Annotated in this window: 19 protein-coding genes; all 19 read left to right on the top strand. The window is 63.6% G+C overall.

The window, feature by feature from the left end:
* The first annotated feature begins 28 nt into the window (after positions 1–28).
* On the top strand, positions 29–1,027 hold the full coding sequence (locus Q8K99_02470) for a PhoH family protein (protein MDP2181417.1): 999 nt from the start codon (positions 29–31) through the stop codon (positions 1,025–1,027).
* Positions 1,020–3,134, top strand: a complete 2,115-nt coding sequence (locus Q8K99_02465; protein MDP2181416.1) for an HDIG domain-containing protein — start codon at positions 1,020–1,022, stop codon at positions 3,132–3,134. Before Q8K99_02470 ends, Q8K99_02465 begins: the two co-directional genes overlap by 8 nt.
* The gene (gene ybeY / locus Q8K99_02460) at positions 3,100–3,546 is read left to right on the top strand and encodes an rRNA maturation RNase YbeY (GenBank protein ID MDP2181415.1); all 447 of its coding nucleotides are present in this window, start codon (positions 3,100–3,102) and stop codon (positions 3,544–3,546) included. Before Q8K99_02465 ends, ybeY begins: the two co-directional genes overlap by 35 nt.
* A 26-nt stretch (positions 3,547–3,572) precedes the next feature.
* Positions 3,573–4,274 (top strand): diacylglycerol kinase, encoded by a 702-nt coding sequence (locus tag Q8K99_02455; protein ID MDP2181414.1) that lies wholly within the window; start codon positions 3,573–3,575, stop codon positions 4,272–4,274.
* A gap of 30 nt (positions 4,275–4,304) precedes the next feature.
* The gene (locus tag Q8K99_02450; protein ID MDP2181413.1) at positions 4,305–5,582 is read left to right on the top strand and encodes a hemolysin family protein; all 1,278 of its coding nucleotides are present in this window, start codon (positions 4,305–4,307) and stop codon (positions 5,580–5,582) included.
* A complete protein-coding gene (locus Q8K99_02445) occupies positions 5,575–5,994 on the top strand; it encodes a cytidine deaminase (GenBank protein ID MDP2181412.1) in 420 nt (139 codons plus the stop codon). Before Q8K99_02450 ends, Q8K99_02445 begins: the two co-directional genes overlap by 8 nt.
* Position 5,995: 1 nt before the next feature.
* Positions 5,996–6,910 (top strand): GTPase Era, encoded by a 915-nt coding sequence (era, locus tag Q8K99_02440; GenBank protein ID MDP2181411.1) that lies wholly within the window; start codon positions 5,996–5,998, stop codon positions 6,908–6,910.
* A gap of 5 nt (positions 6,911–6,915) precedes the next feature.
* Complete coding sequence (gene deoC / locus Q8K99_02435) at positions 6,916–7,596, top strand: deoxyribose-phosphate aldolase (GenBank protein MDP2181410.1); 681 nt, start codon at positions 6,916–6,918, stop codon at positions 7,594–7,596.
* A gap of 10 nt (positions 7,597–7,606) precedes the next feature.
* Positions 7,607–8,356: a DNA repair protein RecO gene (gene recO / locus Q8K99_02430; protein MDP2181409.1), complete on the top strand. Its 750-nt coding sequence runs from the start codon at positions 7,607–7,609 to the stop codon at positions 8,354–8,356.
* Complete coding sequence (locus Q8K99_02425) at positions 8,353–8,856, top strand: YcxB family protein (protein ID MDP2181408.1); 504 nt, start codon at positions 8,353–8,355, stop codon at positions 8,854–8,856. Before recO ends, Q8K99_02425 begins: the two co-directional genes overlap by 4 nt.
* Before the next feature lie 106 nt (positions 8,857–8,962).
* The gene (locus Q8K99_02420; GenBank protein MDP2181407.1) at positions 8,963–9,901 is read left to right on the top strand and encodes a glycine--tRNA ligase subunit alpha; all 939 of its coding nucleotides are present in this window, start codon (positions 8,963–8,965) and stop codon (positions 9,899–9,901) included.
* Entirely contained in the window at positions 9,898–11,997 is a 2,100-nt protein-coding gene (glyS, locus tag Q8K99_02415; GenBank protein MDP2181406.1) for a glycine--tRNA ligase subunit beta, read from the top strand. The genes Q8K99_02420 and glyS overlap by 4 nt, the downstream gene beginning before the upstream one ends.
* Positions 11,998–12,003: 6 nt before the next feature.
* Positions 12,004–12,822: a pyruvate, water dikinase regulatory protein gene (locus Q8K99_02410; protein MDP2181405.1), complete on the top strand. Its 819-nt coding sequence runs from the start codon at positions 12,004–12,006 to the stop codon at positions 12,820–12,822.
* An 84-nt stretch (positions 12,823–12,906) separates the two neighbouring features.
* A complete protein-coding gene (ppdK, locus tag Q8K99_02405) occupies positions 12,907–15,624 on the top strand; it encodes a pyruvate, phosphate dikinase (protein MDP2181404.1) in 2,718 nt (905 codons plus the stop codon).
* Positions 15,625–15,686: 62 nt separating this feature from the next.
* Positions 15,687–16,052, top strand: coding sequence for a hypothetical protein (locus Q8K99_02400; protein MDP2181403.1), 366 nt, complete (start codon positions 15,687–15,689; stop codon positions 16,050–16,052).
* A gap of 14 nt (positions 16,053–16,066) precedes the next feature.
* On the top strand, positions 16,067–17,101 hold the full coding sequence (locus Q8K99_02395) for a deoxyguanosinetriphosphate triphosphohydrolase (GenBank protein MDP2181402.1): 1,035 nt from the start codon (positions 16,067–16,069) through the stop codon (positions 17,099–17,101).
* A 127-nt stretch (positions 17,102–17,228) separates the two neighbouring features.
* A complete protein-coding gene (locus Q8K99_02390; protein ID MDP2181401.1) occupies positions 17,229–19,325 on the top strand; it encodes a sodium-translocating pyrophosphatase in 2,097 nt (698 codons plus the stop codon).
* A 153-nt stretch (positions 19,326–19,478) separates the two neighbouring features.
* A complete protein-coding gene (gene dnaG, locus Q8K99_02385) occupies positions 19,479–21,314 on the top strand; it encodes a DNA primase (GenBank protein ID MDP2181400.1) in 1,836 nt (611 codons plus the stop codon).
* A 16-nt stretch (positions 21,315–21,330) separates the two neighbouring features.
* Positions 21,331–22,716, top strand: coding sequence for an RNA polymerase sigma factor RpoD (rpoD, locus tag Q8K99_02380; protein MDP2181399.1), 1,386 nt, complete (start codon positions 21,331–21,333; stop codon positions 22,714–22,716).
* Position 22,717: the final 1 nt, after the last annotated feature.

Below are 22,717 nucleotides of genomic sequence, written 5' to 3'. Positions count from 1 at the left end.
TGTCACCGGTGAGGGTGGAGTGGATGGCATGCCCATGACAAGAGGTGCTCGCTTGGTGGAACCGACTCAGATACGGCTCGTTGTCCCGCCCGAACTGAATATGACCGAACTGCTCGGACAGAGCGACAACCTGCTCCGGGTGATCGAAGACCAGTTCGAGTCGCAGATATCCGTACGCGGGAACCAGATCACCATCACAGGCCTGCCGACCGAAGGTCAGGCGGTGTCGTCGCTCTTTGCAGAGATGATCACGCTCGTTGAGCGCGGTGAGCACCTGACCGAGGAGGGCGTCGAACGCTCCATCGAGATGATGCGCGACGGCGAATGCACGCCCTCGTCGCTTGCGTCTGACGTGATACTGGCTCACAAAGGCACAACCATCAGGCCGAAGACCGCGGGGCAGAAACGCTATGTTGACGCGATTCGCTCCAACACCGTCACGTTCGGAATCGGTCCTGCCGGCACCGGCAAGACATATCTCGCTATGGCGATGGCCGTCGAGGCGCTCAAGAAGCGCGAGATGGGCAGGGTCATCCTCACGCGTCCTGCTGTCGAGGCGGGCGAGTCGCTCGGCTACCTGCCGGGGACGCTGTTCGAGAAGGTCGATCCATACCTGCGGCCGCTTTACGATGCGTTGTTCGACATGATGGATGTAGACAAGTCGCAGCAGCTGATGGACCGTGGGGTGATCGAGGTTGCGCCGCTTGCGTTCATGCGCGGACGCACCCTGAACGACAGCTTCATCATTCTCGACGAAGCGCAGAACACGAGTCCGGAGCAGATGAAGATGTTCCTGACCCGACTCGGTTTCGGCAGCAAGGTCGTGATCACCGGCGACGTCACTCAGGTGGATCTGCCCAACGGCGCCTCGGGCCTGAAGCAGGTGCGCGGAATCCTGCAGGGCATTCCGGACCTCGAATTCGTCGAGCTTGGTGCGCGCGATGTCGTCCGTCACAAGCTAGTGCAACGCATCGTCACGGCGTACGGCGAGTATGAGGAGGCGAAGGCGGAACGCCGTCATGGCTAGCCTTCTGGACAGACTGATGCGCCTCGCTCCGACCAGAGGCCCACTTCGCAGTGCGCTTGCGCAACGCGTAGCGCTGGGCTTCGCTGTGATTGCGATTGCCTCGGGCCCACTCGTAGTGCAAACGCCCCCCGTCGGACTCACCGAGGGAGCCCCGGCGCCACGTACATTCCGCGCCAATCGGACGGTGCAGTTCATCGACGAGATCGCCACTCGGGACGCGCGCGATGAGGCAGCCGCGTCCGTGAAGCCAGTCACGGTCTTTGATGCGACCGCACTGACGAATGCTCGAGGGGAGATTCGCGGGTTCTACGACGATGTCGTGGGTGCCAAGGCACAGCACGGCCAGAGCACCACCGCGACAATAGCTGCCCTTCACGGGGAGCTTGCGGCATACGAGCAGGCCTGGATCGAGACGGCCGTCGGTCTCGACGAAGTGACGCTGCAGCAGGTACGCGTTTCCTCGGAGCAGCTTGTGACGACCGTCCTGTCGCGCCGATTCACCGCCGATGAGATCGAGTCCGCCATAGCCCAGATGCGCGAGAGCGCCGATTCGATGCCGTATGATGCCGCGGTTCGGAAGATGATTGCAGGCGTCATCGAGCAGTCGATTCGACCCACCGTGGCCGTGGACCCGGCGGCAACAGTGGCAGCGCGCGAGGCCGCCGCTGATGGTCTCGACGCGGTCGTGATCGTGAAGCAGGCCGGTGAGAATATCGTCCAGCGTGGCGAGATCGTATCAGCGGAGCAGATAGAGATCGTTCGGCGCCTTGGACTGCTCGAGCAGGGCGGGTCCTTCGGCTCTTTGGCGGCTCTAGTCACCCTGTTCGCGTCGATGGTCGCTGTCGCCGGAACGTTCGTGTGGCGCTATGACCCCGGGGTGTGGGAGCGCTTCCGCGATCTTGTGATCATATCGGTGCTGCTGGTCGGCATGGTTTGGATCACACGCGGGATGCTGTGGATCGTTCCGGAACTTTCCGTGTACGTCTTCCCGATTCCACTTGCAGCGATGCTCGCAACCCTGCTGATCGGCCCCCGTGAAGGAATGCTGGTCGCTATCATCACGTCGCTCTCCGCGGTCTTGCTCGGGTTCTCAGGCGGTTCGGCGGTCGTTTCGATGCTGGTATGGAGCCTCTCTGCAGTTGTGGCAATGGCGTTCATGACGGATCGGCGGCGTCTGTTCTATGTGGGCTCGTATCTGGTCGGATCGGGCATGGCGATCGGATTCATCGCCTCCCTCGCGGGAGGTGTTCAGTTGCAGGAGGCATTGACTGCGGCTGGCTGGGCCTCCCTCGGCGGGATGATATCCGCGGTCCTTGGCTATGGGCTCCTGCCGTTCTTCGAGCACATCTTCGGCGTGACCACCGACATCCGGCTTCTCGAACTCGGCAGTCCTGGGCATCCGTTGATGCGGGAGCTAATGACCAAGGCGCCCGGAACGTACAGCCACTCGGTGATGACAGGCAACCTCGCCGAGGCTGCTGCCGAGGCTATCTCGGCGAATCCGTTGCTTGCGCGCGTCGGGGCCTACTATCACGACATCGGCAAGTCGCGACGGCCGGGATTCTTCGTCGAGAACCAGGCCGGTTCGGAGAATCCCCATGACTCCACGGCGCCGAACCTCTCCGCGCTCATCATCACCGCGCACGTTCGTGAGGGGCTTGAGCTGGCAGAACAGCACGGGCTGCCGCGAGAGATCGTCGACATCATCAGGCAACACCACGGCACCTCTCTGGTGTCCTACTTCTACAGCAAGGCGGCTGAGGGCGAAGGCCCCGTCTACGAGGCGGACTTCCGCTACGACGGTGAGCGCCCGCAGTCGCGGGAAGCGGCCCTGGTGATGCTTGCCGACTCCTCGGAGGCCGCCGTACGCGCGGTTCGCAAGCCGACATTGCCCCGCATCGAGGCGACAGTGCGCAAGATCGTTGATGGGAAGGTGGCCGACGGACAGCTTGTCGACGCCCAGCTGACTCTCGCTGACATCGAGAGAATCGTGAAGGTCTACTCCAGGATGCTTGCGAGCATGTACCATCCACGCATCGAGTATCCCGACGCTACTCCGAGGAAGGCCCAGCATGCGAATCCGCATCACGAGCCATCGCGACCCTGAGCCGCTGGACTTGGCGGCCTTCGAGAACCTTGCGGCGTTCGTGCTCGACCGCGAGGACGTACCCGAGCAGGCCGAGTTGTCGCTGGCGGTCGTGGAGATCGCCGAGATGGCGAAGCTCAACTCCGGCTACCGTGGCATCGAAGGTCCAACCGACGTGTTGTCCTTCGGGTGTGATGATCCGTGCCCGGTGGACAGCGACGAGCCGATCACTCTCGGCGACGTGATCGTCGCTCCAGAGGTCGCCGAGACGCAGGCCGAAGAGTACGGGCACACCGTCGAAGAGGAGCTCAATCTCCTCGTAGTGCACGGCATACTGCATCTCCTCGGCTATACGCACGACACCGAGGAAGACGCGGCTGCGATGGAGGCTCGCGAGCGGGAGCTTCTCGACGCGTACGCGGACAGCCTGTAGCGGTAGGACGAGGAGACGGTGCATCCGTGACGAGCAGGTCGCTGCTATGGAGCTTCAATTATGCGATCGCCGGCATCGTCTACGCGCTACGCACCCAGCGCAACATGCGGCTGCACACTCTCGCGGCAGCAACAGTGCTGGTCGGAGCGCTCGTGCTCAACGTGGCACGCTGGGAGCTCGTCGCGTTGCTGTTCGCGATCGGCTTCGTACTCGTGACGGAGCTGGCAAACACCGCGCTCGAGGCGACGGTGGATCTTTCGATCGACCGGTTCGACCCGATGGCCAAGGTCGCGAAAGATGTCGCGGCAGGTGCCGTGCTCATCGCCTCGATCAACGCAGTGGCCGTCGGCTATGTGGTGTTCTATGATCGTCTCGCGCTGGTCGCCGAGGACGGACTGACGCTGGCGCGCCAGTCTTCGGCAGGTCTGACCGTGATTGCGCTGGTGCTCACGAGTCTGGCGGTCGTCGTCGTGAAGGCGGCGACACGCGAGGGATCGTTCCTCCGCGGGGGATGGCCGTCCGGCCACACGGCGCTTGCGGTGGGAGCCGCGACGGCGATCGCCTTCACGACCAACAGCGCCAAGACCGCCGTACTCGCCCTGTTCATCGCGGGCCTCGTGGCACAGAGCCGCGTGGAGAGCGAGACACACACGATTCCTCAGGTCATGTTCGGCGCGTTGCTGGGGTTTCTCATCACGACCGCCGTGTTTCAGATATTCTTTGCCTGACGGACGACTGAATCGGGAGAGTGCCTGATCTTGGTACCACTGCTTACACTTGGTGCTATCGCTGTTGCCACGGCCCTTGCCGCCGTCTTGGCCGCCGAGGAGGCCGCTTCGGCTCTGGTCTCTCCCGGGCGCATACTGCGGCTCGTCGAGGCGGAGAAGCCGGGTGCCCTGGCCCTTGACCGGCTGGTGGACCGGGCCTACCGGTTCCGGGCCGCTGCCGCGTTCTCTCTCGCGCTGGCGTATGGGACCGGCATAGCGATGTCCTCGTGGGCCGTGCGCGACCTGTACGCGGATGCACCGGCGTTCGTCTCGGTCTCCATCGGTGTGGCCGCGGGCGTCCTCGTCGTGTTCAGCTTCGGGCAGGCCCTTCCCAGGACCGTGGCTGTGCAGAACCCCGAAGGGGTCGCTCTCGCATTCGCACGCGTTGCGCTGTCGCTCAGCAGCTTGCTGTACCCCTTCGCAAAGGTCCTTGGCTCGCCGTGGAGTTGGGGTGTGCGACTCGTGACAGGTGAACCGCCGGTGCGGCCATGGATCACCGAGGACCAGTACCGCGCGGGCTCCGTCGGCAACGGCGAGGAGTCAGCGCGCGAGGAGACCGAGGAGGCGTTGCTCGAGGCGCTCTCCGACTTCGCGGAGAAAGTCGTCCGCGAGGTCATGGTGCCAAGAACGGACATGACGTGCGTGCCGGACACTGCGACAGCGCTCGAGGCAATCGAGGTCATCGAGGGTGCGGGCTGTTCGCGGATACCGGTGTACCATGAGACCGTCGACGACATCCGCGGCGTGCTCTATGCGAAGGACCTGCTCGCCGCCGTCGCTCGCGACAGTACGGTGCGGCCCGCGACGATTGCTCGTGCCGCCTACTTCGTCCCGGAGACCAAGCCGGTACAAGAGCTTCTAATCGAGATGCGCCTGAGAACCCACATCGCGATCGTGGCCGACGAATACGGCGGTACAGCCGGTCTCGTCACCATCGAGGACTTGCTCGAGGAGATCGTGGGAGAGATATTCGACGAGTTCGACCTCGAGATCCGGCTCGTTTCCGAGATCGGTGACGGACGGTACCGCGTCGATGCGCGGCTGCCCGTCGATGAACTGAACGAGCTGTTCGACACCGCTGTCGTCTCTGACTCGGACAGTGTTGGTGGTGTGGTTGCCGAAGTCGCAGGGCGCATTCCGGATGTCGGCGACTCGGTGGAGGTCGAGGGCCTCAGGATGACCGTCGAGGAACTCGAAGGAACTCGAATCCGTCAGCTGATAGTGGAATCCGCCGGACCTGCGGCAGACAAGGAGAGGGACGATGCGTAACCTCACACAGACCGACCTGGCGCTCCTCGCGTTTGCCCGCGAGGTGCAGGAAAAGGCGTACGCACCGTACTCGGGTTTTCGTGTCGGAGCCGCTGTCTATGCCGGTGGCGAGATCTTCCAAGGAGTGAACGTGGAGAACGCCGCCTACGGTTCTACCGTGTGCGCGGAACGGGGAGCCGTGATGGCTGCTGTGGCCGCAGGATGCCGCGAGATCGACGCGATCGCTGTTGTGGGCGATTCAGAGGCACCCACGGTGCCATGCGGCGCGTGCCGTCAGTTCTTGGCCGAGTTCAACCCGGAGATGCGCGTGATAATGGGGGGACGGACCGACGAGGTCATGGTCATGACTCTCGATGAGCTGCTTCCCGAGGCGTTCGTTCGCGGGTATCTCGATCAGGACGACGCGAAATAGCGTGACCATCAACGGCCAGGAATCGGTTCTGAGCGGGTTCGTGGCTCTTGTCGGGCGCCCGAACGCCGGAAAGTCCACGCTCGTGAACGCCGTGGTGGGAGCGAAGGTCGCAATCACTTCGGACACGCCGCAGACCACACGGCACCGTTTGCGCGCTGTGCTGGATCGCGATGATGCGCAGGCCATCCTTGTCGACACCCCCGGGCTGCACAAGCCCCACGATGCACTGGGCGAGGAGCTCAACCGTTCGGCCCTGAAGGCGTTGAGCGATGTGGATGTCGCGTGCTTCGTCGTTGACGCGTCCAAGCCCGTGGGCAGGGGAGACGAGTGGGTGGCCAAACATGTGGCTGCCGCGCGCAGCGCCCGGGTCCTGGTCGTGACGAAAGCCGATCTCGTGGATCAGGCGACGGTGACCCGGCAGATAGATGTGGCATCCGCGCTTGCGAAGTTCGACGACGCGCTCGCGGTCTCGGCGAAGACGGGCTTCAACGTGGACGGATTCGCGGACACCGTCATAGGCCTGCTCCCGCAGGGGCCGCGATACTTCCCGCGCGATATGGCCACTGACCAGCCGGTCGAAGTGATGGTCGCGGAGTTCATCCGGGAGAAGGTTCTGCGCACCACGCGAGATGAGGTGCCTCACGCGGTCGGAGTCGCACTCGAAGACATGGTCTTCGAGGAGAAGCGTGACCTTACGACCATCTACGCAGTGATCTTCGTGGAGCGGGAGTCACAGAAGGGCATAATCGTTGGCAAGGGCGGCGAGATGGTCAAACGTGTCGGCACCGAGGCGCGAGCGGACCTTGAGCGTCTCCTTGGCAGTCGCGTGTATCTCGATCTCGTCGTGAAAGTGCGGCGCAACTGGCGCCGCGATGCAAGCCAGATTCGACGGTTTGGCTACGGGGAAGGGCTGTGAACGCCATGGATGCCACGACATTGGCTGCCCATATCGACCAGACTCTGCTGAAGCCGACCATCGGTTTCGCAGAGGCGTCCGAGTGGATGGACGCAAGCTGCGACCAGGGCTTCGCTTCACTGTGCGTGTCTCCGTTCCTCGTACCGCTCGCCGCGCAGAAGCTCTCCGGCACGTCCACGGTGGTGTGTTCCGTGTGCGGGTTCCCCCTCGGGTATGCCAACACAGAGACGAAAGCCGAGGAAGCGGCGTTGCTAGTCGATCTCGGCTGCGTCGAGGTCGACATGGTCATGAACATAGCTGCCTTCCTCGAAGGGGAGTTCGAGTTCGTGCTCGACGACATCCGTGCCGTCGTCGATGCAGTTGCCTCCGTCTCCGACGGGGCGGGGATCGTGAAGGTGATTCTGGAGACTGGATACCTCGACGAGGCCGGTATTGCGCAGGCAAGCCGGATCGCCGTCAAAGCGGGGGCGCAGTACGTCAAGACGTCGACCGGGTTCGGGCCACGCGGCGCGTCCGTGCGCGATATCGAGATCATGCGCGCCGCAGTGGGACCCGACATCGGAGTGAAGGCGGCCGGTGGCATTCGCGACCTGGACACTGCGCTCGCGATGATCGATGCAGGCGCGACGCGTCTGGGCGCTTCTGCGGGAATCGAGATCGTCGCGGCCCTGCCAGTCCAAGACTAGTCGCTCCGCGATGGCCGCATACTCCGTCCGTGCGATCGTGCTTCGCAAGACCAAGCTCGGGGAGACCGACGTGATCCTCAGCGTGCTTGCCGAGGACGGTCGGCAGATACGCGCCGTTGCCAAGGGAATGCGCAAGCCGGGATCGAGGACGTCTGGTCGCCTTGAGCCGTTCAGCGAGGTCGACCTGCTGGTCCACTCCGGGCGCTCGCTCGACGTGATCTCCGAGGTCGAAGTGCTTGTGGCGCATGCACGCTTGCGCGAGGACTTGGACCGGTCCGCTGCCGCATCGGTCGTGGCGGACGTTCTCGACAAGATATCGCTTGAAGGCCAGATCGAGGAGCGGCTCTTCAGCCTGGCACAGGTGACGTTGGCCTCCCTGGAGTCAGGTTCGCTGGAGACCTTGTGTGCCCTCGTCACCGCGTTTCTCGTGAAGGCCATGGCGATGCAGGGATACCGCCCGCAGCTGGAGGCGTGTGCCGCCTGCTCGGAACACGTCAGCGGCGGGAAGTTCTTCTCGCTCGCGTCCGGAGGGGTTCTATGCGCGGAGTGCGGCGACGCAGACTCCTCGGCATTGCGCCTGAGCGAAGCCGGGCGCGTACTGCTGGTGCGGCTTCTGCGCTCGACGATGGCCGATATCGCCGAGATGCCTCCGCCGGAGGCGGACGTGCGCGAGGCTTTCGAGCTGATGCGCTCTTTCGTCGCCTATCACTTGCATGCGCGGCTGAAGGCACTGGACTTCTATGCAGGGCTTCTGACGTGAGCGAGGAGGGGCGGACGGCAACGGTTGTCGCGGACGTACACCTCACTGAGGTCGGCTACCGGCGCGCTCTGGTGCACCTCTCGGCTCTTCGGCTTCGCTATGTTGCTCCGATGCTGACGGCGGTCGTATTCGCGTCGGTTGCGTCGGGGGACTCCGGAGCGGGTGTCCTGTCAATCTACTCGTTCGTCGGCTTCTTGCTCATCGTCTGGGCGTACGTCGAGTGGCAGGTGCGCTCGCCCGTGAATCGCTCGATCTATGAGCCCGTCCGCTACGAGTTCGCCGAGGACGGGGTCTCCTACCGCACGACGGACGGCGAAGGTGAGATTCCGTGGTCCTCGATCGTGCGCTGGCGAGTTGCAGCCGGTCACTACGTATTGCATGCAGCGTGGGGGGCGTTTCTGCTTCTGCCTGATGATTCACTGGTTGTGGGCACACCGGAGGACCTGGAAACGTTACTGCGTGCACACGTTGCACGAGGCCCGCGAGGTCGCGCTCGTTGACCCTGCTTCCGACCATCCGATAGCATGACCTACACACTGCAGGAGGCGCTGATCGCGCGTACCTGCCATCCGCTTCACCGCCGGAGGGGTTCCCTTGACGAACGGCATGACGTTCCAGGACATCATCCTCACCCTGTCACGCTACTGGGCTGATCAGGGATGTGTCGTGCTCCAGCCCTATGACAGCGAGGTCGGGGCGGGGACGTTTCACCCAGCTACCACACTGAGGACGCTGGATCCGACGCCTTGGCGCACGGCCTATGTGCAGCCGTCGAGGCGGCCTGCGGACGGGCGGTATGGCGAGAACCCGAACCGTCTCCAGCACTACTACCAGTTCCAGGTCATCCTCATGCCAAGCCCCGACGACGTGCTGGACCTGTATTTCGACTCGCTGCGCGCGATAGGGATCGAGCCGGCGGACCACGACGTCCGCCTCGTCGAGGACGACTGGGAGTCGCCGACGCTCGGTGCGTGGGGACTCGGCTGGGAGGTCTGGCTCAACGGCATGGAGGTCACCCAGTTCACCTACTTCCAGCAGGTCGGAGGGTTCGACTGTCGCCCGGTGCCGGCGGAGATCACCTACGGGCTTGAGCGTCTCGCGATGTACATCCAAGGCGTCGACAGCGTATACGACATCGTCTGGTCGGTCGGACCGGACGGCCTCACGTACACCTACGGCGACGTCTTCCTCGAAAACGAGCGGCAGTACTCGAAGCACAACTTCGAACTTGCCGACACCGAGATGCTCTACCGGCTCTTCGACACCTACGAGGCCGAGTGCGTGCGGCTGCTGGATGGCGGCGTCGTGCTTCCCGCCTACGACTACGTGCTCAAGTGCTCGCATGCGTTCAACCTGCTCGACGCACGCGGCGCGATCGCCGTGACCGAGCGCGTGAGCTTCATCCTGCGGGTGCGTACGCTGGCCAAGGCGTGCTGCGAGGCCTACGTCGCCCGGGTACGCGGTGCGCTGGCCGAGGAGAACGGCGCAGAGGCGCAAGATGCCGCCGAGACTGCTCAGGTAGCCGAAGGCGGTGATGCGTCATGAGCCGCGATCTTCTGTTTGAGATCGGCGTCGAGGAGATTCCCTCGGCTCCGCTGTATGAAGCCATCTCCCAGCTCCGGACCGATGCGGAGAAGGCCCTGAATGATGCCCGTCTCGGCTACGATACGCTGCAGACGTTCGGTGCCCCGCGGCGGCTCGTTCTCCAGGTGACCGGACTTGCCGAGCGTCAGGACGACCAGACGCTGCGTGCGAGGGGACCGGCAGTCAAAGCAGCGTTCGATGCCGAGGGGATTCCGACGAAGGCTGCAGAAGGCTTCGCCCGCGGCAAGGGCGTGGACGTGTCCGCGCTCGAGCGCGTCACTGACGATTCCGGCTCCGAGTACGTCTACGCTGTCGTCGAGCAGGTCGGTCGCGACGCTCGGGCTGTGCTCCCCGAGATACTGGCGGAACTTGCGGAAGGGCTGTCATGGCCGAAGTCGCAGCGCTGGGGATCGGGAGCGGCACGGTTCATCCGGCCTGTGCGGTGGCTGCTGGCGATCTTCGGCGAGGATATCCTGCCGGTGGAGTTCGCAGGATTGATTGCAGACCGCTACACGAACGGCCACAGGTTCCTATCGAGTGACCGGCGGGTTCCGGTCGCGTCCGCCGGGGACTACGACGCGGCGGCGCGCCGGGGGATGTTCGTCTACGACCACGAGGAGCGTGCGCGCCTCGTGCGCGAGGGCATCGCAGCCGTCGAACAACAGCATGGGGTGCGGGCGGTCGTGCCCGAAAAGACTTTTGCCGAGGTCGTTAACCTTGTGGAATGGCCGACGGTCGTCGTTGGCAAGTTCGACGAGGAGTTCCTTGAGGTTCCGCGCGAAGTAATAGAGACCGCGATGACCAAACACCAGAGGTACTTCCCTCTGGAGGGTCCCGACGGGGCGCTCACGAATCTCTTCGTCGTTGTACACAATGGCGATCCTGCATGCACCGATGGCATCGTCTCGGGTCACGAACGCGTGATCCGTGCGCGCCTGGCTGACGCTACCTTCTTCTACCGTGAAGATCTGAAGGTCAACATGGAGGACTGGGTCACCCGGCTGGACGCGATCACCTTCCAGGAGAAGCTTGGCAGTTCTGGAGCGAAGGTGTGGCGCAACGAGCAGCTAGCTGGCACGCTGGCTGAGCTTCACGGCGCCGACCCAGGAGAGAGTGCCGAAGCAGTCCGCGCGGCCCACCTGTGCAAGGCGGATCTGGTTTCGCATGTTGTGGTGGAGTTCCCTGTCTTGCAGGGGGTGATGGGGCGCTACTACGCCCTGGCCGCTGGAGAGACCGAGCCGGTTGCGAATGCGGTTCTCCAGCACTACCAGCCGCGTTTCGCGGGCGATGCGCTTCCTCCGTCGACCGTCGGCATGATCGCTTCAGCGGCCGACAAGCTCGACACGATGGTCGGCATCTTCGCCATTGGCCAAGGACCGACGGGTTCGGCCGATCCGTACGCGCTGCGGCGCGGGGCCATCGGGATTCTCACGATGATTCTCGACGGTGGGCTTCGGCTCGATCTCACGGCGGCGATATCGGCCGCCTTGGCCGGCTACGAGGGCGTTCTCGAAGGTCTCGCCCCCAATAGCGTCGGTGAGAGCGTGCGGTCGTTCGTCGTTGGCCGCCTCGAGGTCATCATGCGCGACCGGGGCATCGAACCGGACGTTGTAGACGCAGTGATCGCGGCAGCGTTGCGCCACGTCGGCGAGGTTCTGGATCCTGCCGATATCATGCGGCGAGCAACTGCGCTCCGGGCCTTCCGTGAGAGCGAGGCGGGCAGGGATCTTGCAGTGGCATTCAAGCGCGCCGCGAACCTGGCCCAACCGGATCTCGGCACCGAGCCGGATCGTGACTCGCTTGTCGAGACGGCCGAGACGGTGCTCTTCGAGGCGCTGGATCGAGCTGCGTCCGGCGTGACGCTCCTCATGGCGGATCATGACTACGAAGGTGCATTGGCGCTGCTTGCAGAGCTGCGAGAGCCGGTCGACACGTTCTTCGACGACGTGCTGGTGATGGCCGAGGACGAGGCGGTCCGTGCGAACAGGCTGCGCCTTCTCAACCGGTTGGTTGGACTCATCGAGGATTTCGCGGATTTCACGCGCCTGACAGGGTAGGTCACAGTGCTGGAGCGTCCCATCTCGATCCATGTAGTCTCCGATTCGCTCGGTGAGACCGGCGAGATGGTCGCGCGGGCCGTGGCGGCTCAGTACGAGCCCGAGACGTTCGTGATCGAGCGACTAATGAAAGTGACGACGCCTGAGGCGCTCCGGGAGTCCGTGCAGTCGCATTGCGGCAGTCACTGCGTGTTCTTCTACACGCTTGTTGACGACGCCCTCCGTGTCGAGATGGAATCGCTTTGTCGTGGCGGCGTCAACGGCGTCGATCTGCTCGGGCCGGCGATAGCGCTGCTGTCCAGGGCGACCGACATCGAGCCGACCGGCGTTGCGGGCGCGGTTCGCCGTACCGATCAGTACTACTTCGATCGCATCGAGGCGATGGAGTTCGCTGTCAAACACGACGACGGCCGCAATGCCGAAGGACTGATCGATGCGGACATCGTTCTCATAGGCGTCTCACGCACGAGCAAGACGCCGTTGGCCATGTACCTTGCTTTCAAGGGTTGGCGTGTGGCCAACGTGCCGCTTGCGCCGGGGGTAGCCAATCCGCCACAGTTGTTCGAACTTGACCCGCGACGTGTCTTTGGCCTTGTCACGAATGCCGACGTCCTCCTGGAGATCCGGGGAGCGCGGATGAAGGAGCTTGGCGCGTACGTGCCCGGGTACGCGGAGCGAGAGGCCGTGGAGAGCGAGCTCGAAGAAGCACGGGCGATAATGCGGCGAATCGGGTGTCTCGTGGTTCACACGGACAACCGGGCGGTCGAGGAGGCTGCGCAGGAGATCGTCCGTCACATTCGGGGTAGTCTGACGACAAGGGACTAAGGCCGTGCGCCGCACGCCCCCGGCGGGGGCGCAGTGCGGTATCATGCGGTTCACATCGGGTCCCCGAAAGAGAGGGAGAGGGAGTTGTCCGACGTCAAGCGAGTGTACGCTTTCGGTGGGGGACGCACCGAGGGCAACAAGGACTTGAAGTTCATCCTTGGCGGCAAAGGTGCGAACCTGGCCGAGATGGCCAATATGGGTCTCCCGGTGCCTCCAGGGTTCACGATCAGCTGCCAGGCGTGCATGGAGTACTACAACTCGACGCCACCCGCGTTTCCCGCAGGACTTGCCGCCGAGATCGCGGAATACGTCGCCGAGCTCGAGGGCAAGATGGGCAAGAAGCTCGGCGACACGGACGACCCGCTTCTTGTGTCGGTTCGTTCGGGATCACCGTTTTCCATGCCCGGCATGATGGACACGATCTTGAATCTGGGCCTCAACGATCTCTCGGTCCAGGGCGTCATCGCCCAGACCGGCAACGAGCGTTTCGCATGGGACAGCTACCGGCGTTTCGTCCAGATGTTCTCCAAGGTCGTGCTCGACATAGAGGGTGACCTCTTCGAGAACGCTATCAGCCAGATGAAACTCGACCGCAACGTCTCGAGCGACACGGACCTCTCTGCCGAGGACATGCGGGAGCTCACCGGCACCTTCAAGGATATCGTCGCCGAGCATGTGTCCGCCGAAGATTTCCCGGAGCTCGCCATCGATGGACGAATCGCCTTCCCGCAGGACGTCGCGCTTCAGCTCCACCTGTCCATCGAGGCCGTGTTCAGGTCGTGGAACAACCGTCGTGCGATCGACTATCGCAAGATGGAGAGGATTCCCGATGACCTCGGCACTGCGGTCAACGTGCAGACGATGGTCTTCGGCAACAAAGGCGAGACAAGCGCGACCGGCGTTGCGTTCACGCGCAACCCGGCTGATGGCACCAACGAGATATACGGCGACTTCCTCACCAACGCCCAGGGCGAGGACGTGGTGGCCGGCATCAGGGTGACCGAGTCGCTTCCGGACCTGCACAAAGTGCTTCCTGAGGCCGGGGCGGAGCTTTGGAAGGTCTTCGAGACCTTGGAGAATGCCTATCGCGATATGTGCGACATCGAGTTCACGATCGAGCAGGGCACGCTGTGGATGCTGCAGACCCGCGTCGGCAAGCGCACCGCCCGGGCAGCGCTCAAGATTGCCGTCGATATGGTCGAGGAAGGTCTCATCGATCGTGAAGAGGCCGTCTTGCGCATCGATCCGGCACAGCTCGATCAGCTGCTTCACCCGCAGTTCGATGCGTCAGCGCACTACGACGTACTCGCGAAGGGCCTCAACGCTTCTCCCGGTGCTGCTGTGGGCGAAGTGGTGTTCTCCGCCGACACTGCCGTGGAGGCTGCCGCCGAGGGCCGCAAGGTCATCCTCGTGCGCTGGGAGACCACCCCTGACGACCTGCACGGCATGATCGCCGCGCAAGGCATCCTGACCAGCCACGGTGGCAAGACGTCGCATGCGGCCGTTGTCGCGCGTGGAATGGGCAAGCCGTGCGTATGCGGCGCAGAGAAGCTCAAGATCGACGCGCGGAGCAAGCAAGCTACCGTCTCAGGCACCGACATTGTGCTGCGAGAGGGCGACATCATATCCATCGACGGCACGAGCGGCATCGTGGTCACGGGTGCGGTATCTCTCATAGAGCCCGAGGTGTCCGGGGACTTCGACACGATCCTCGGCTGGGCGGACGAGTTCCGCACCATGGGTGTTCGTGCGAACGCCGACACGCCAGACGACGCTGCTCTCGGCCGCAAGTTTGGGGCGGCAGGCATCGGACTATGCCGTACCGAGCACATGTTCCTCGGCGAGCGCAAAGACATCATCCAGGACTTCATCCTGGCCGACGACCAGTCGGTGCGCGATGGGGCGCTCGAGAAGCTTATGAAGGTCCAGACCGAGGACTACCTCGGCATCTTCGAGGCCATGGACGGGCTACCCGTTACCGTGCGCCTTCTCGATCCGCCTCTGCACGAGTTCCTGGACTCGCCGCGCGAGCTCGAAGTCGCTATCGTTCGCGCGGAGTGCGCTGGCGCTTCCGCCGAGGAGCTCGCTCCCAAGAGGAAGCTCCTCTCGCAGATCGATTCGATGACCGAGGCGAACCCGATGCTCGGCCTTCGCGGGTGTCGGCTCGGGATCATGTTCCCCGAGATCTACGGGATGCAGGTCCGGGCCATCACGCTCGCCGCATGCCAGCTCAAGAAGGCCGGCAAGGACCCGCGGCCCGAGATCATGATCCCGCTCGTTTCGCTCATGACCGAGCTTGAGATACTGCGGGCCGAAAGCGAGATCATCGTCGCGGAGGTCAAGGCCGAGTGCGGGATCGAGATCGACATCCCCATCGGGACGATGATCGAGCTCCCGCGTGCGGCGGTAATGGCCGAGAGGATCGGGAAGGTCGCCGACTTCTTCTCATTCGGAACGAACGATTTGACGCAGACTACCTTCGGTTTCTCCCGCGACGATATCGAGGCGAAGTTCCTTCCGCGCTATCTGGAGCGAAAGGTCCTGTCTCGCAACCCGTTCGAGACGATCGACGATGGTGTCGCAGAACTGGTTGCGCTCGGTTGCGCGGGCGGACGTGCCGCGAACCCGAAGATCAAGCTGGGAGTGTGCGGGGAACACGGCGGCGATCCGGAAAGCGTGAAGATATTCTTCGACATAGGGCTCGACTACGTGTCGTGTTCGCCGTACCGAATCCCGCTTGCACGGCTGGCGGCAGCGCAGGCGGCGCTTGCAGCAAAGACGAACGCATCGGACAACAGGTAGCGATCGCGGCGGTCAGGCCCGCATTGGGGGGCCGCCGCGGGTGCGACTTAGGGCGGGTGGCCGTGGGAAGATCCACGAGGCTGTTCCAGAGGACTGGTTCGCCGCTGATCCAGGGAAGCTCCAAGAGCGTCCGACCCTGGTGGCAGGCGCTTGCCGGTTCAGCCGCAGCCGGTGTGTTCGGACCGCTTCCCGTCTGGTGGTACGTGGCCGTATCAGACGGTCGGACTCTCCCTGGTGCGGCGCTTGATGCGCTTCAGACGTGGTTCGAGCGCAGCCCTGGAGTTCTGCTGGGCTCACTGATCGGAGCGGTGCTCGGCGTCGCGCTTGCTAGTTCGTGGGGCGCGCGCCGCAGGTGGATCCCGGGAGTGGTGCTCGCTGTCGCTGGCTCACTGGGAGGAATCTGGGTGTTTGGGATGCTCGCAAGCTGAAGCACGGAGGCGTCTTGGAGATCAACACGAGTGCCCGGTACGAGGCGCAAGAGCACGAACGCCTCTCCCCGCGCGCGGCGTTTGCCGATCACACACGGGGCCGTGCGAGCGTGCTGGCTCCCGATCCGTACCGAACCGAGTTCCAGAGAGACCGGGACCGTATCATCCACTGCAAGGCGTTCCGTCGTCTGTCGCACAAGACGCAAGTCTTCCTGGCTCCCGAAGGAGACCACTATCGCACCCGTCTCACCCACACTCTCGAGGTCGCGCAGATCGGGCGCTCCATCGCGCGAGCGCTTCGCCTGAATGAAGACCTCACGGAGGCTATCGCGCTGGGGCACGACCTCGGGCACACGCCCTTTGGCCATATCGGCGAAGACGCGCTGAACGCGACGCTTGAAGCGCTGGCCGAGGAGTACCCGTCCGCGCCGCGACCGTTTCGCCACAACCTGCAATCGCTGAGGATCGTGGAGAAGCTCGAGTACGATGGGAAGGGCCTGAACCTCACCTGGGAGGTCCGCGACGGCATCGCGCACCACACCGGGGGCCAGCGAGCGCAGACTCTGGAGGGCCAAGTCGTGGCGATCGCCGATCGGATCGCCTACATCAATCACGACATCGACGACTCGATCCGAGGCGACATCCTGCACGAAAGCGATCTGCCGGCGGGGCCCACGGACGTCCTTGGCCACCATCACGGGGCACGGATCACCACAATGGTGAACGACCTTGTGGAGCACAGCCTCGAAGGTGACGAGATCCGGATGTCGGACGAGGTCCGGTCCGCGATGCTCGATCTGCGGCAATGGCTCTTCGACAACGTCTACCTGTCCGAGAAGGCCAAGTCCGAGGAGCCGAAGGCGTTCGGAGTCGTGAGGCGCCTCTTCGAGCACTACATGCAGCATCCGGAACTGCTCGCCGAGGAGTTCGGCGCATCAACCGCCGAAGAGCTGCCGCAACGTGTCGTGGACTACGTCTCGGGCATGACAGACCGGTTCGCCCTGCGCCAGTTCGAGAGCCTCTTCATGCCAAAGAACTGGATGTTCTAGCCCGTGGATGCGGCATGGGTGCCGTTCTGTTGCCGCGTTTCGGGGGCTCCGGTATCATCAGCCGAGCGCCAACCGCCCCGGGAGGGGTATGGGAGAGGTCCATTCGTGGATCGAAAGGAGAGGGTGTATGAATGAGGCAGTAGCGTGGCTTGCGCCTGCCGCTGCGGTCGTCGGCCTGGCCGTCGCCGCGTTTCTTGGCTCGTGGGTCCTGAAGCAGGATCCGGGCAACTCGAAGATGCAGGAGATATCGAAGGCCATCCAGGAAGGCGCTATGGCGTTCCTGAAGGCGGAATGGCGCGTGCTGATCGTCTTCGCCGCCGTGGTCTTTGTCGCACTCGCTGTGAGCGGCACGGGTATCAGAGAGGGTGTGCTGACAGGCGCAGCGTTTCTCACGGGCGGTCTATTGTCCGCCACGGCGGGCTTCGTGGGCATGTACGTGGCCACCCGTGCGAATTCGCGTACGGCCCAGGCTGCCACCACCGGCATCGCCAAGGCGCTCAACGTTGCGTTCCGCTCCGGTCTGACGATGGGCCTCACGGTCGCTTCGTTCGGTGTACTGGGTCTGTCCCTGTGGACTATCGTCTTCATCGTTACCGGCGAGAATCCGATCGCTGACCAGGCCATCGTGAACGGCTTCGCTCTGGGTGCCAGCTCGATCGCGCTGTTCGCACGTGTCGGCGGTGGCATCTACACCAAGGCCGCTGACGTGGGAGCCGACCTTGTGGGTAAGGTTGAAGCCGGTATCCCCGAGGACGATCCCCGCAACCCGGCCGTTATCGCCGACAACGTGGGCGATAACGTGGGCGACGTCGCGGGTATGGGCGCCGACCTGTTCGAGAGCTTCGTCGGCTCGATGCTTGCCCCGATCGTGCTCGCTCTGTCCCTATGGGCGACCGGCACGGTCGACTTCGCGTTCGGCGTCACTATGCCGCTGCTTATCGCGGCCGCGGGCATCATCATGTCGATTATCGGCCTGTTCGCGGTTCGCGCCAAGGAGGGCAGCAACCTGCACCTGGCTCTTAACACGGGGACGTACGTTGCTGCGATCCTCGAGGTCGGAGCGATGGCGGGCCTGTTCTACTGGTGGGCCTCTACCGTTGGTGACATGTCCCGCTTGTGGTTCTTCGGCTCGGTCGTCATAGGCCTTGCTGCGGGTATCGCGATCGGTCAGATCACCGAGTACTACTGCTCGGATCACTTCAAGCCGGTCAAAGGTATCGCCGAGGCGAGCAAGACCGGCGCTGCGACGAACATCATCGCCGGTCTCGGAGTCGGTATGATCTCGACGGTTGGCCCTATCCTCGTGGTGGCGGTCTGCATCTACGGCGCGTACTACATGGGGAACCTTGCGGTTCCGGACAATGCCGTTTCCGGCATCTACGGTATTGCTTTGGCCGCACTAGGGATGCTGTCGATCACCGCGATCACTGTCGGCGTCGACGCATACGGTCCTGTCGCCGACAACGCCGGGGGCATTGCCGAGATGGCGCACATGGATCCGGGTATCCGCAAGATCACCGACTCGTTGGATTCGGTCGGCAACACCACGGCCGCCATCGCCAAGGGCTTTGCGATCGGTTCTGCCGGTCTGACCGCCCTGGCGTTGTTCACTGCATTCCGCACCACAATAGCCGCGGGCGGCATCACGCTCGACCTGTCGCTCGAGAATCCGCTGGTCGTCGTCGGACTGTTCGTGGGCGCGATGCTCCCGTTCCTGTTCGGAGCGCTCACCATGAACGCCGTCGGACGCGCGGCCTTCGCCATGATCGGCGAAGTGCGCAGGCAGTTCAAGGAGATCCCCGGTCTGCTTGAAGGTGTCGAGGGCTCGCGCGCAGACTACGCTTCGTGTGTCGAGATCGCGACCAAGGGTGCGCTCAAGGAGATGGTTGTTCCCGGCATTCTGGCCGTCGTCATCCCGATCGGGCTCGGCCTTCTCAACCTCGAGATGCTCGGTGGCTTCCTCGCCGGTGCGGTCGTTTCGGGCTTCCTGCTTGCCATCATGATGGCGAACGCCGGTGGAGCCTGGGACAATGCCAAGAAGTACATCGAGGGTGGCGTACACGGTGGAAAGGGTTCTGCTGCCCACCATGCGGCCGTCGTCGGCGACACCGTGGGTGACCCGTTCAAGGACACCTCCGGTCCGGCGATGAACATCCTCATCAAGCTCATGACAGTCGTGTCACTGGTATTCGTGCCGCTGTTCCTCAAGATTCACGGCGCCTAGATTCAAGCTCCCGGCGGCTCACTTGCGTGAGACTGCCGGTCATGTCGGCGAGTGCTCCCGGACGGATCCCCGTCCGGGAGCACCGTCGTTTCTTCCCGGGGGCCGCCAGGACCTCCGGACGGGGTATAGAGAAGCAGGTCGAAAGGAGGGCGTGTGGGTCGCATACCTGACGAAGACGTGCAGCGCGTACGTGACGCCACGGACGTAGTCGCCCTCATATCCGAGTCAATCGTGCTCAAGCAGAAGGGCCGCCTGTACTGGGGGTTGTGCCCGTTTCATGGTGAGAAGACCCCGTCGTTCAAAGCGGATCCCGCTACCCAGCTCTGGCACTGCTTCGGGTGCGGTGAGGGCGGAGACGCCATCGGGTTTCTGATGCGTCAGGAGCACTACGACTTCCCCGATGCCGTGCGCGCGCTTGCCGACCGCGCCAGGATCGAGATTCACGAAGTGGGCGACGCGACGCCGCGCGGTCACAAAGAACGCCTCATCGAGGCGTGTGAGGCGGCAGCCGACTTCTACCACAAGGTGCTCGTGTCCGGACGCGAAGAGAGTGCGAAGACCGCGCGGGCGTATCTCGCGACTCGCGGGTTCGGCATCGACGTCGCCAAGGAGTTTCAGCTCGGCTTCGCGCAGGGCCGAGGAACGCTCACCCGTCACCTTCGCGAGCTCGGCTTCACCGCCGAGGAGATCGTCGAATCGAACCTGGGCTTTCGCACCGATCGTGGGGACTTGCGCGACCGCTTCTTCGACCGCGTGATGTTTCCGATCCAAGACCTGCGCGGACGGGCCATTGCTTTCGGGGGGCGCGTCCTTGGCGAGGGGGAGCCGAAGTATCTCAATACGAGCGAGACGGCCGTCTTCCAGAAGTCGCGCAACCTGTATGCGCTTGACCGGGCGAAGAACGAGATCGTGCAAAGCGGAACGGCTGTGGTGGTCGAAGGGTACACGGATGTCATCGCGCTACATGTAGCCGGCGTGCGTGACGCGGTGGCGACGCTCGGGACAGCGCTCACGCGCGATCACGTGAAGCTCCTTGGCAGGTTCGCCAAACGCATCGTGTATCTCTTCGACGCGGACGAGGCCGGACTGCGAGCTGCGGAGAGAGCAGCTGAGTTCATCGACGTGAGCGTGGAGGGAACCGCCGGACGCGATCCGATCGAGCTGGCGGTTGCCGTGGTACCGGAGGGGAAGGACCCTGCGGACTACGTTGCGCTACACGGCGCCGAAGGCGTCCGGGGGGTTATCGAGTCCGCTGAGCCGCTCATGCAGTTCGTGCTCGACCGCCGTCTGGAGAAGCACGAGCTCGACAAGCCGGAAGGCCGTTCGCGGGCGCTTGCTGCCGCGGCGTCGGTACTCGCGTCTGTGAAGGGAACGCTCCTGGCGCAGGACTACTCGAACTACGTGGCGGACCGGCTGCTGGTAGACTACGCCACGGTCGCCGAGGCGGTGCGGCATGCGCAGCCGTCCGTTGTGCGTGGACCGGAGTCGGTCGATCGCGAAGACGCTCCAGGTCCGCGGCGCACGGAACGACCGGCGCTCAGAGATCCGCGTCTGGCGGCCGAGCGGGAGTACGTGTCGCTTCTGGCGGCTGACAGCTCGCTGCGGTCCGAGGCACGGGAATTGCTTGACAATGATGTCCTTGGCGACCAAGAATTGCGGACGCTGCTCAGATTGGTCGTGGAAGCCGGTACGGCAACGGGTAGAGACCTCTACAACGCTGTTGTGGCCGTCGATTCCGACGCTGGAGAGCTGCTCAGCGGACTTGTCGTCGGGGGCGACGACGAGGAAGACACGGGCGATATCTCCAAGGAATTGTTAAGTAAGCTCAAGGAGTTTGCCCTCGAGCGTCAAATCATAGAGAAGAAGACCCGTTTCAAGCGACTCGACCCGGCAAGTGACCGCGTCGAATTCGATGACCTGTTCAAGGAAATCGCGGCTTTGCAGCAACGCGTGGACAAGCTGCGCCGCGGAGCCGGGAAGAACGAGTAGGAAGTGTGGGACAAGCGTGGCTGACGAGCCAAGGAAGATCGCATCACCGGCGAAGTCGAAGCGGAAGAGGGCAACCGCAGAGCCGCCGGCTGCAAAGACGAAGACGCGCGCGGCGCGTGGTGCGGCGAACAAGGCGGTCGCAACTGTCGCCGGACCCGAACTTGAGCTCGCCGAGGTCAAGACCCTGACCAAGATGGGCAAAGGCAAGGGCAACCTGACCGACGAGGAGATCCAAGCCGCGATAGGGGACATGGATCTCTCCGACGAGCAGATCGACAGCGTGTACGGGTTCTTCCGCGATGCGGGCATAGAGATCGTTGACGAACCTGCGAGCACCGGTCAGGGCTCGGGTTCCGATGACGTTGAGGACGACGACATACCCTCGGAGGAGAAGGAGCACATCGAAATTCCGCTGCCAAAGCCAGCCAAGGCCACCAAGAAGAAGGCGAAGCGTAGGAGCGACACATCCAGTCTCGCCCCGCTGACGGGCGACCCCGTTCGCATGTACCTGAAGGAGATCGGCAAGGTACCGCTGCTCACCGCAGCCCAGGAGATCGACCTCGCAATGAAGATAGAGGCCGGACTCGAGGCGACGGAACGTTCCGAGCAGGCCGAGGACCGCGGTATCGAACTGGATCGCGGCGAGCGCCGCCGCTTGCGCCGCATCGAGGCCGTCGGTCTCGATGCGAAGCAGCAGCTCGTCGAGGCGAACCTGCGCCTCGTGGTCTCGATCGCGAAGCGCTACGTTGGTCGCGGGATGCTGTTCCTGGACTTGATCCAGGAAGGGAACCTTGGACTGATTCGTGCGGTTGAGAAGTTCGACTACACGAAGGGGTTCAAGTTCTCGACCTACGCGACATGGTGGATTCGCCAGGCGATCACGCGCGCCATTGCCGACCAGGCCAGGACGATCCGCATCCCGGTGCACATGGTCGAGACCATCAACAAGCTCATCAGGGTGCAGCGCCAGCTGCTCCAGGAGCTCGGCCGGGAGCCTAGTCCGGATGAGATCGGCGACAAGATGGAGATGACCGCGGAACGCGTGCGGGAGATTCTCAAGATTTCCCAGGAACCCGTGTCCCTCGAGACTCCGATCGGCGAGGAAGAGGACTCGCAGCTCGGGGACTTCATCGAGGACGGTGAAGCCATCGTGCCGCCGGATGCTGCATCCTTCTCGATGCTGCAAGAACAGCTATCCAAGGTGCTGGACGGGTTGTCGGAGCGCGAGCGCAAGGTCATCGAACTGAGATTCGGGCTCACAGACGGCCACCCGCGGACCTTGGAGGAGGTCGGCCGAGAGTTCGGCGTCACCCGCGAGCGGATACGGCAGATCGAATCCAAGACGCTGTGCAAGTTGCGCCACCCGTCGAGGTCGAGCAGGCTCAAGGACTATCTGGAGTAGT

The organism is Actinomycetota bacterium, assembly GCA_030682655.1.
Lineage (GTDB): Bacteria > Actinomycetota > Coriobacteriia > Anaerosomatales > JAUXNU01 > JAUXNU01.
This window is presented reverse-complemented; position numbering and strand designations above follow the sequence as displayed.

What these genes read in the sequence shown, in the direction of transcription:
- Q8K99_02445 (MDP2181412.1), top strand. Translation starts at nt 5,575, where the DNA reads ATGCGTAACCTCACACAGACCGACCTGGCGCTCCTCGCGTTTGCCCGC.
- glyS (MDP2181406.1), top strand. Translation starts at nt 9,898, where the DNA reads ATGAGCCGCGATCTTCTGTTTGAGATCGGCGTCGAGGAGATTCCCTCG.
- Q8K99_02465 (MDP2181416.1), top strand. Translation starts at nt 1,020, where the DNA reads ATGGCTAGCCTTCTGGACAGACTGATGCGCCTCGCTCCGACCAGAGGC.
- Q8K99_02420 (MDP2181407.1), top strand. Translation starts at nt 8,963, where the DNA reads ATGACGTTCCAGGACATCATCCTCACCCTGTCACGCTACTGGGCTGAT.
- recO (MDP2181409.1), top strand. Translation starts at nt 7,607, where the DNA reads ATGGCCGCATACTCCGTCCGTGCGATCGTGCTTCGCAAGACCAAGCTC.
- Q8K99_02390 (MDP2181401.1), top strand. Translation starts at nt 17,229, where the DNA reads ATGAATGAGGCAGTAGCGTGGCTTGCGCCTGCCGCTGCGGTCGTCGGC.
- Q8K99_02470 (MDP2181417.1), top strand. Translation starts at nt 29, where the DNA reads ATGCCCATGACAAGAGGTGCTCGCTTGGTGGAACCGACTCAGATACGG.
- ybeY (MDP2181415.1), top strand. Translation starts at nt 3,100, where the DNA reads ATGCGAATCCGCATCACGAGCCATCGCGACCCTGAGCCGCTGGACTTG.
- deoC (MDP2181410.1), top strand. Translation starts at nt 6,916, where the DNA reads ATGGATGCCACGACATTGGCTGCCCATATCGACCAGACTCTGCTGAAG.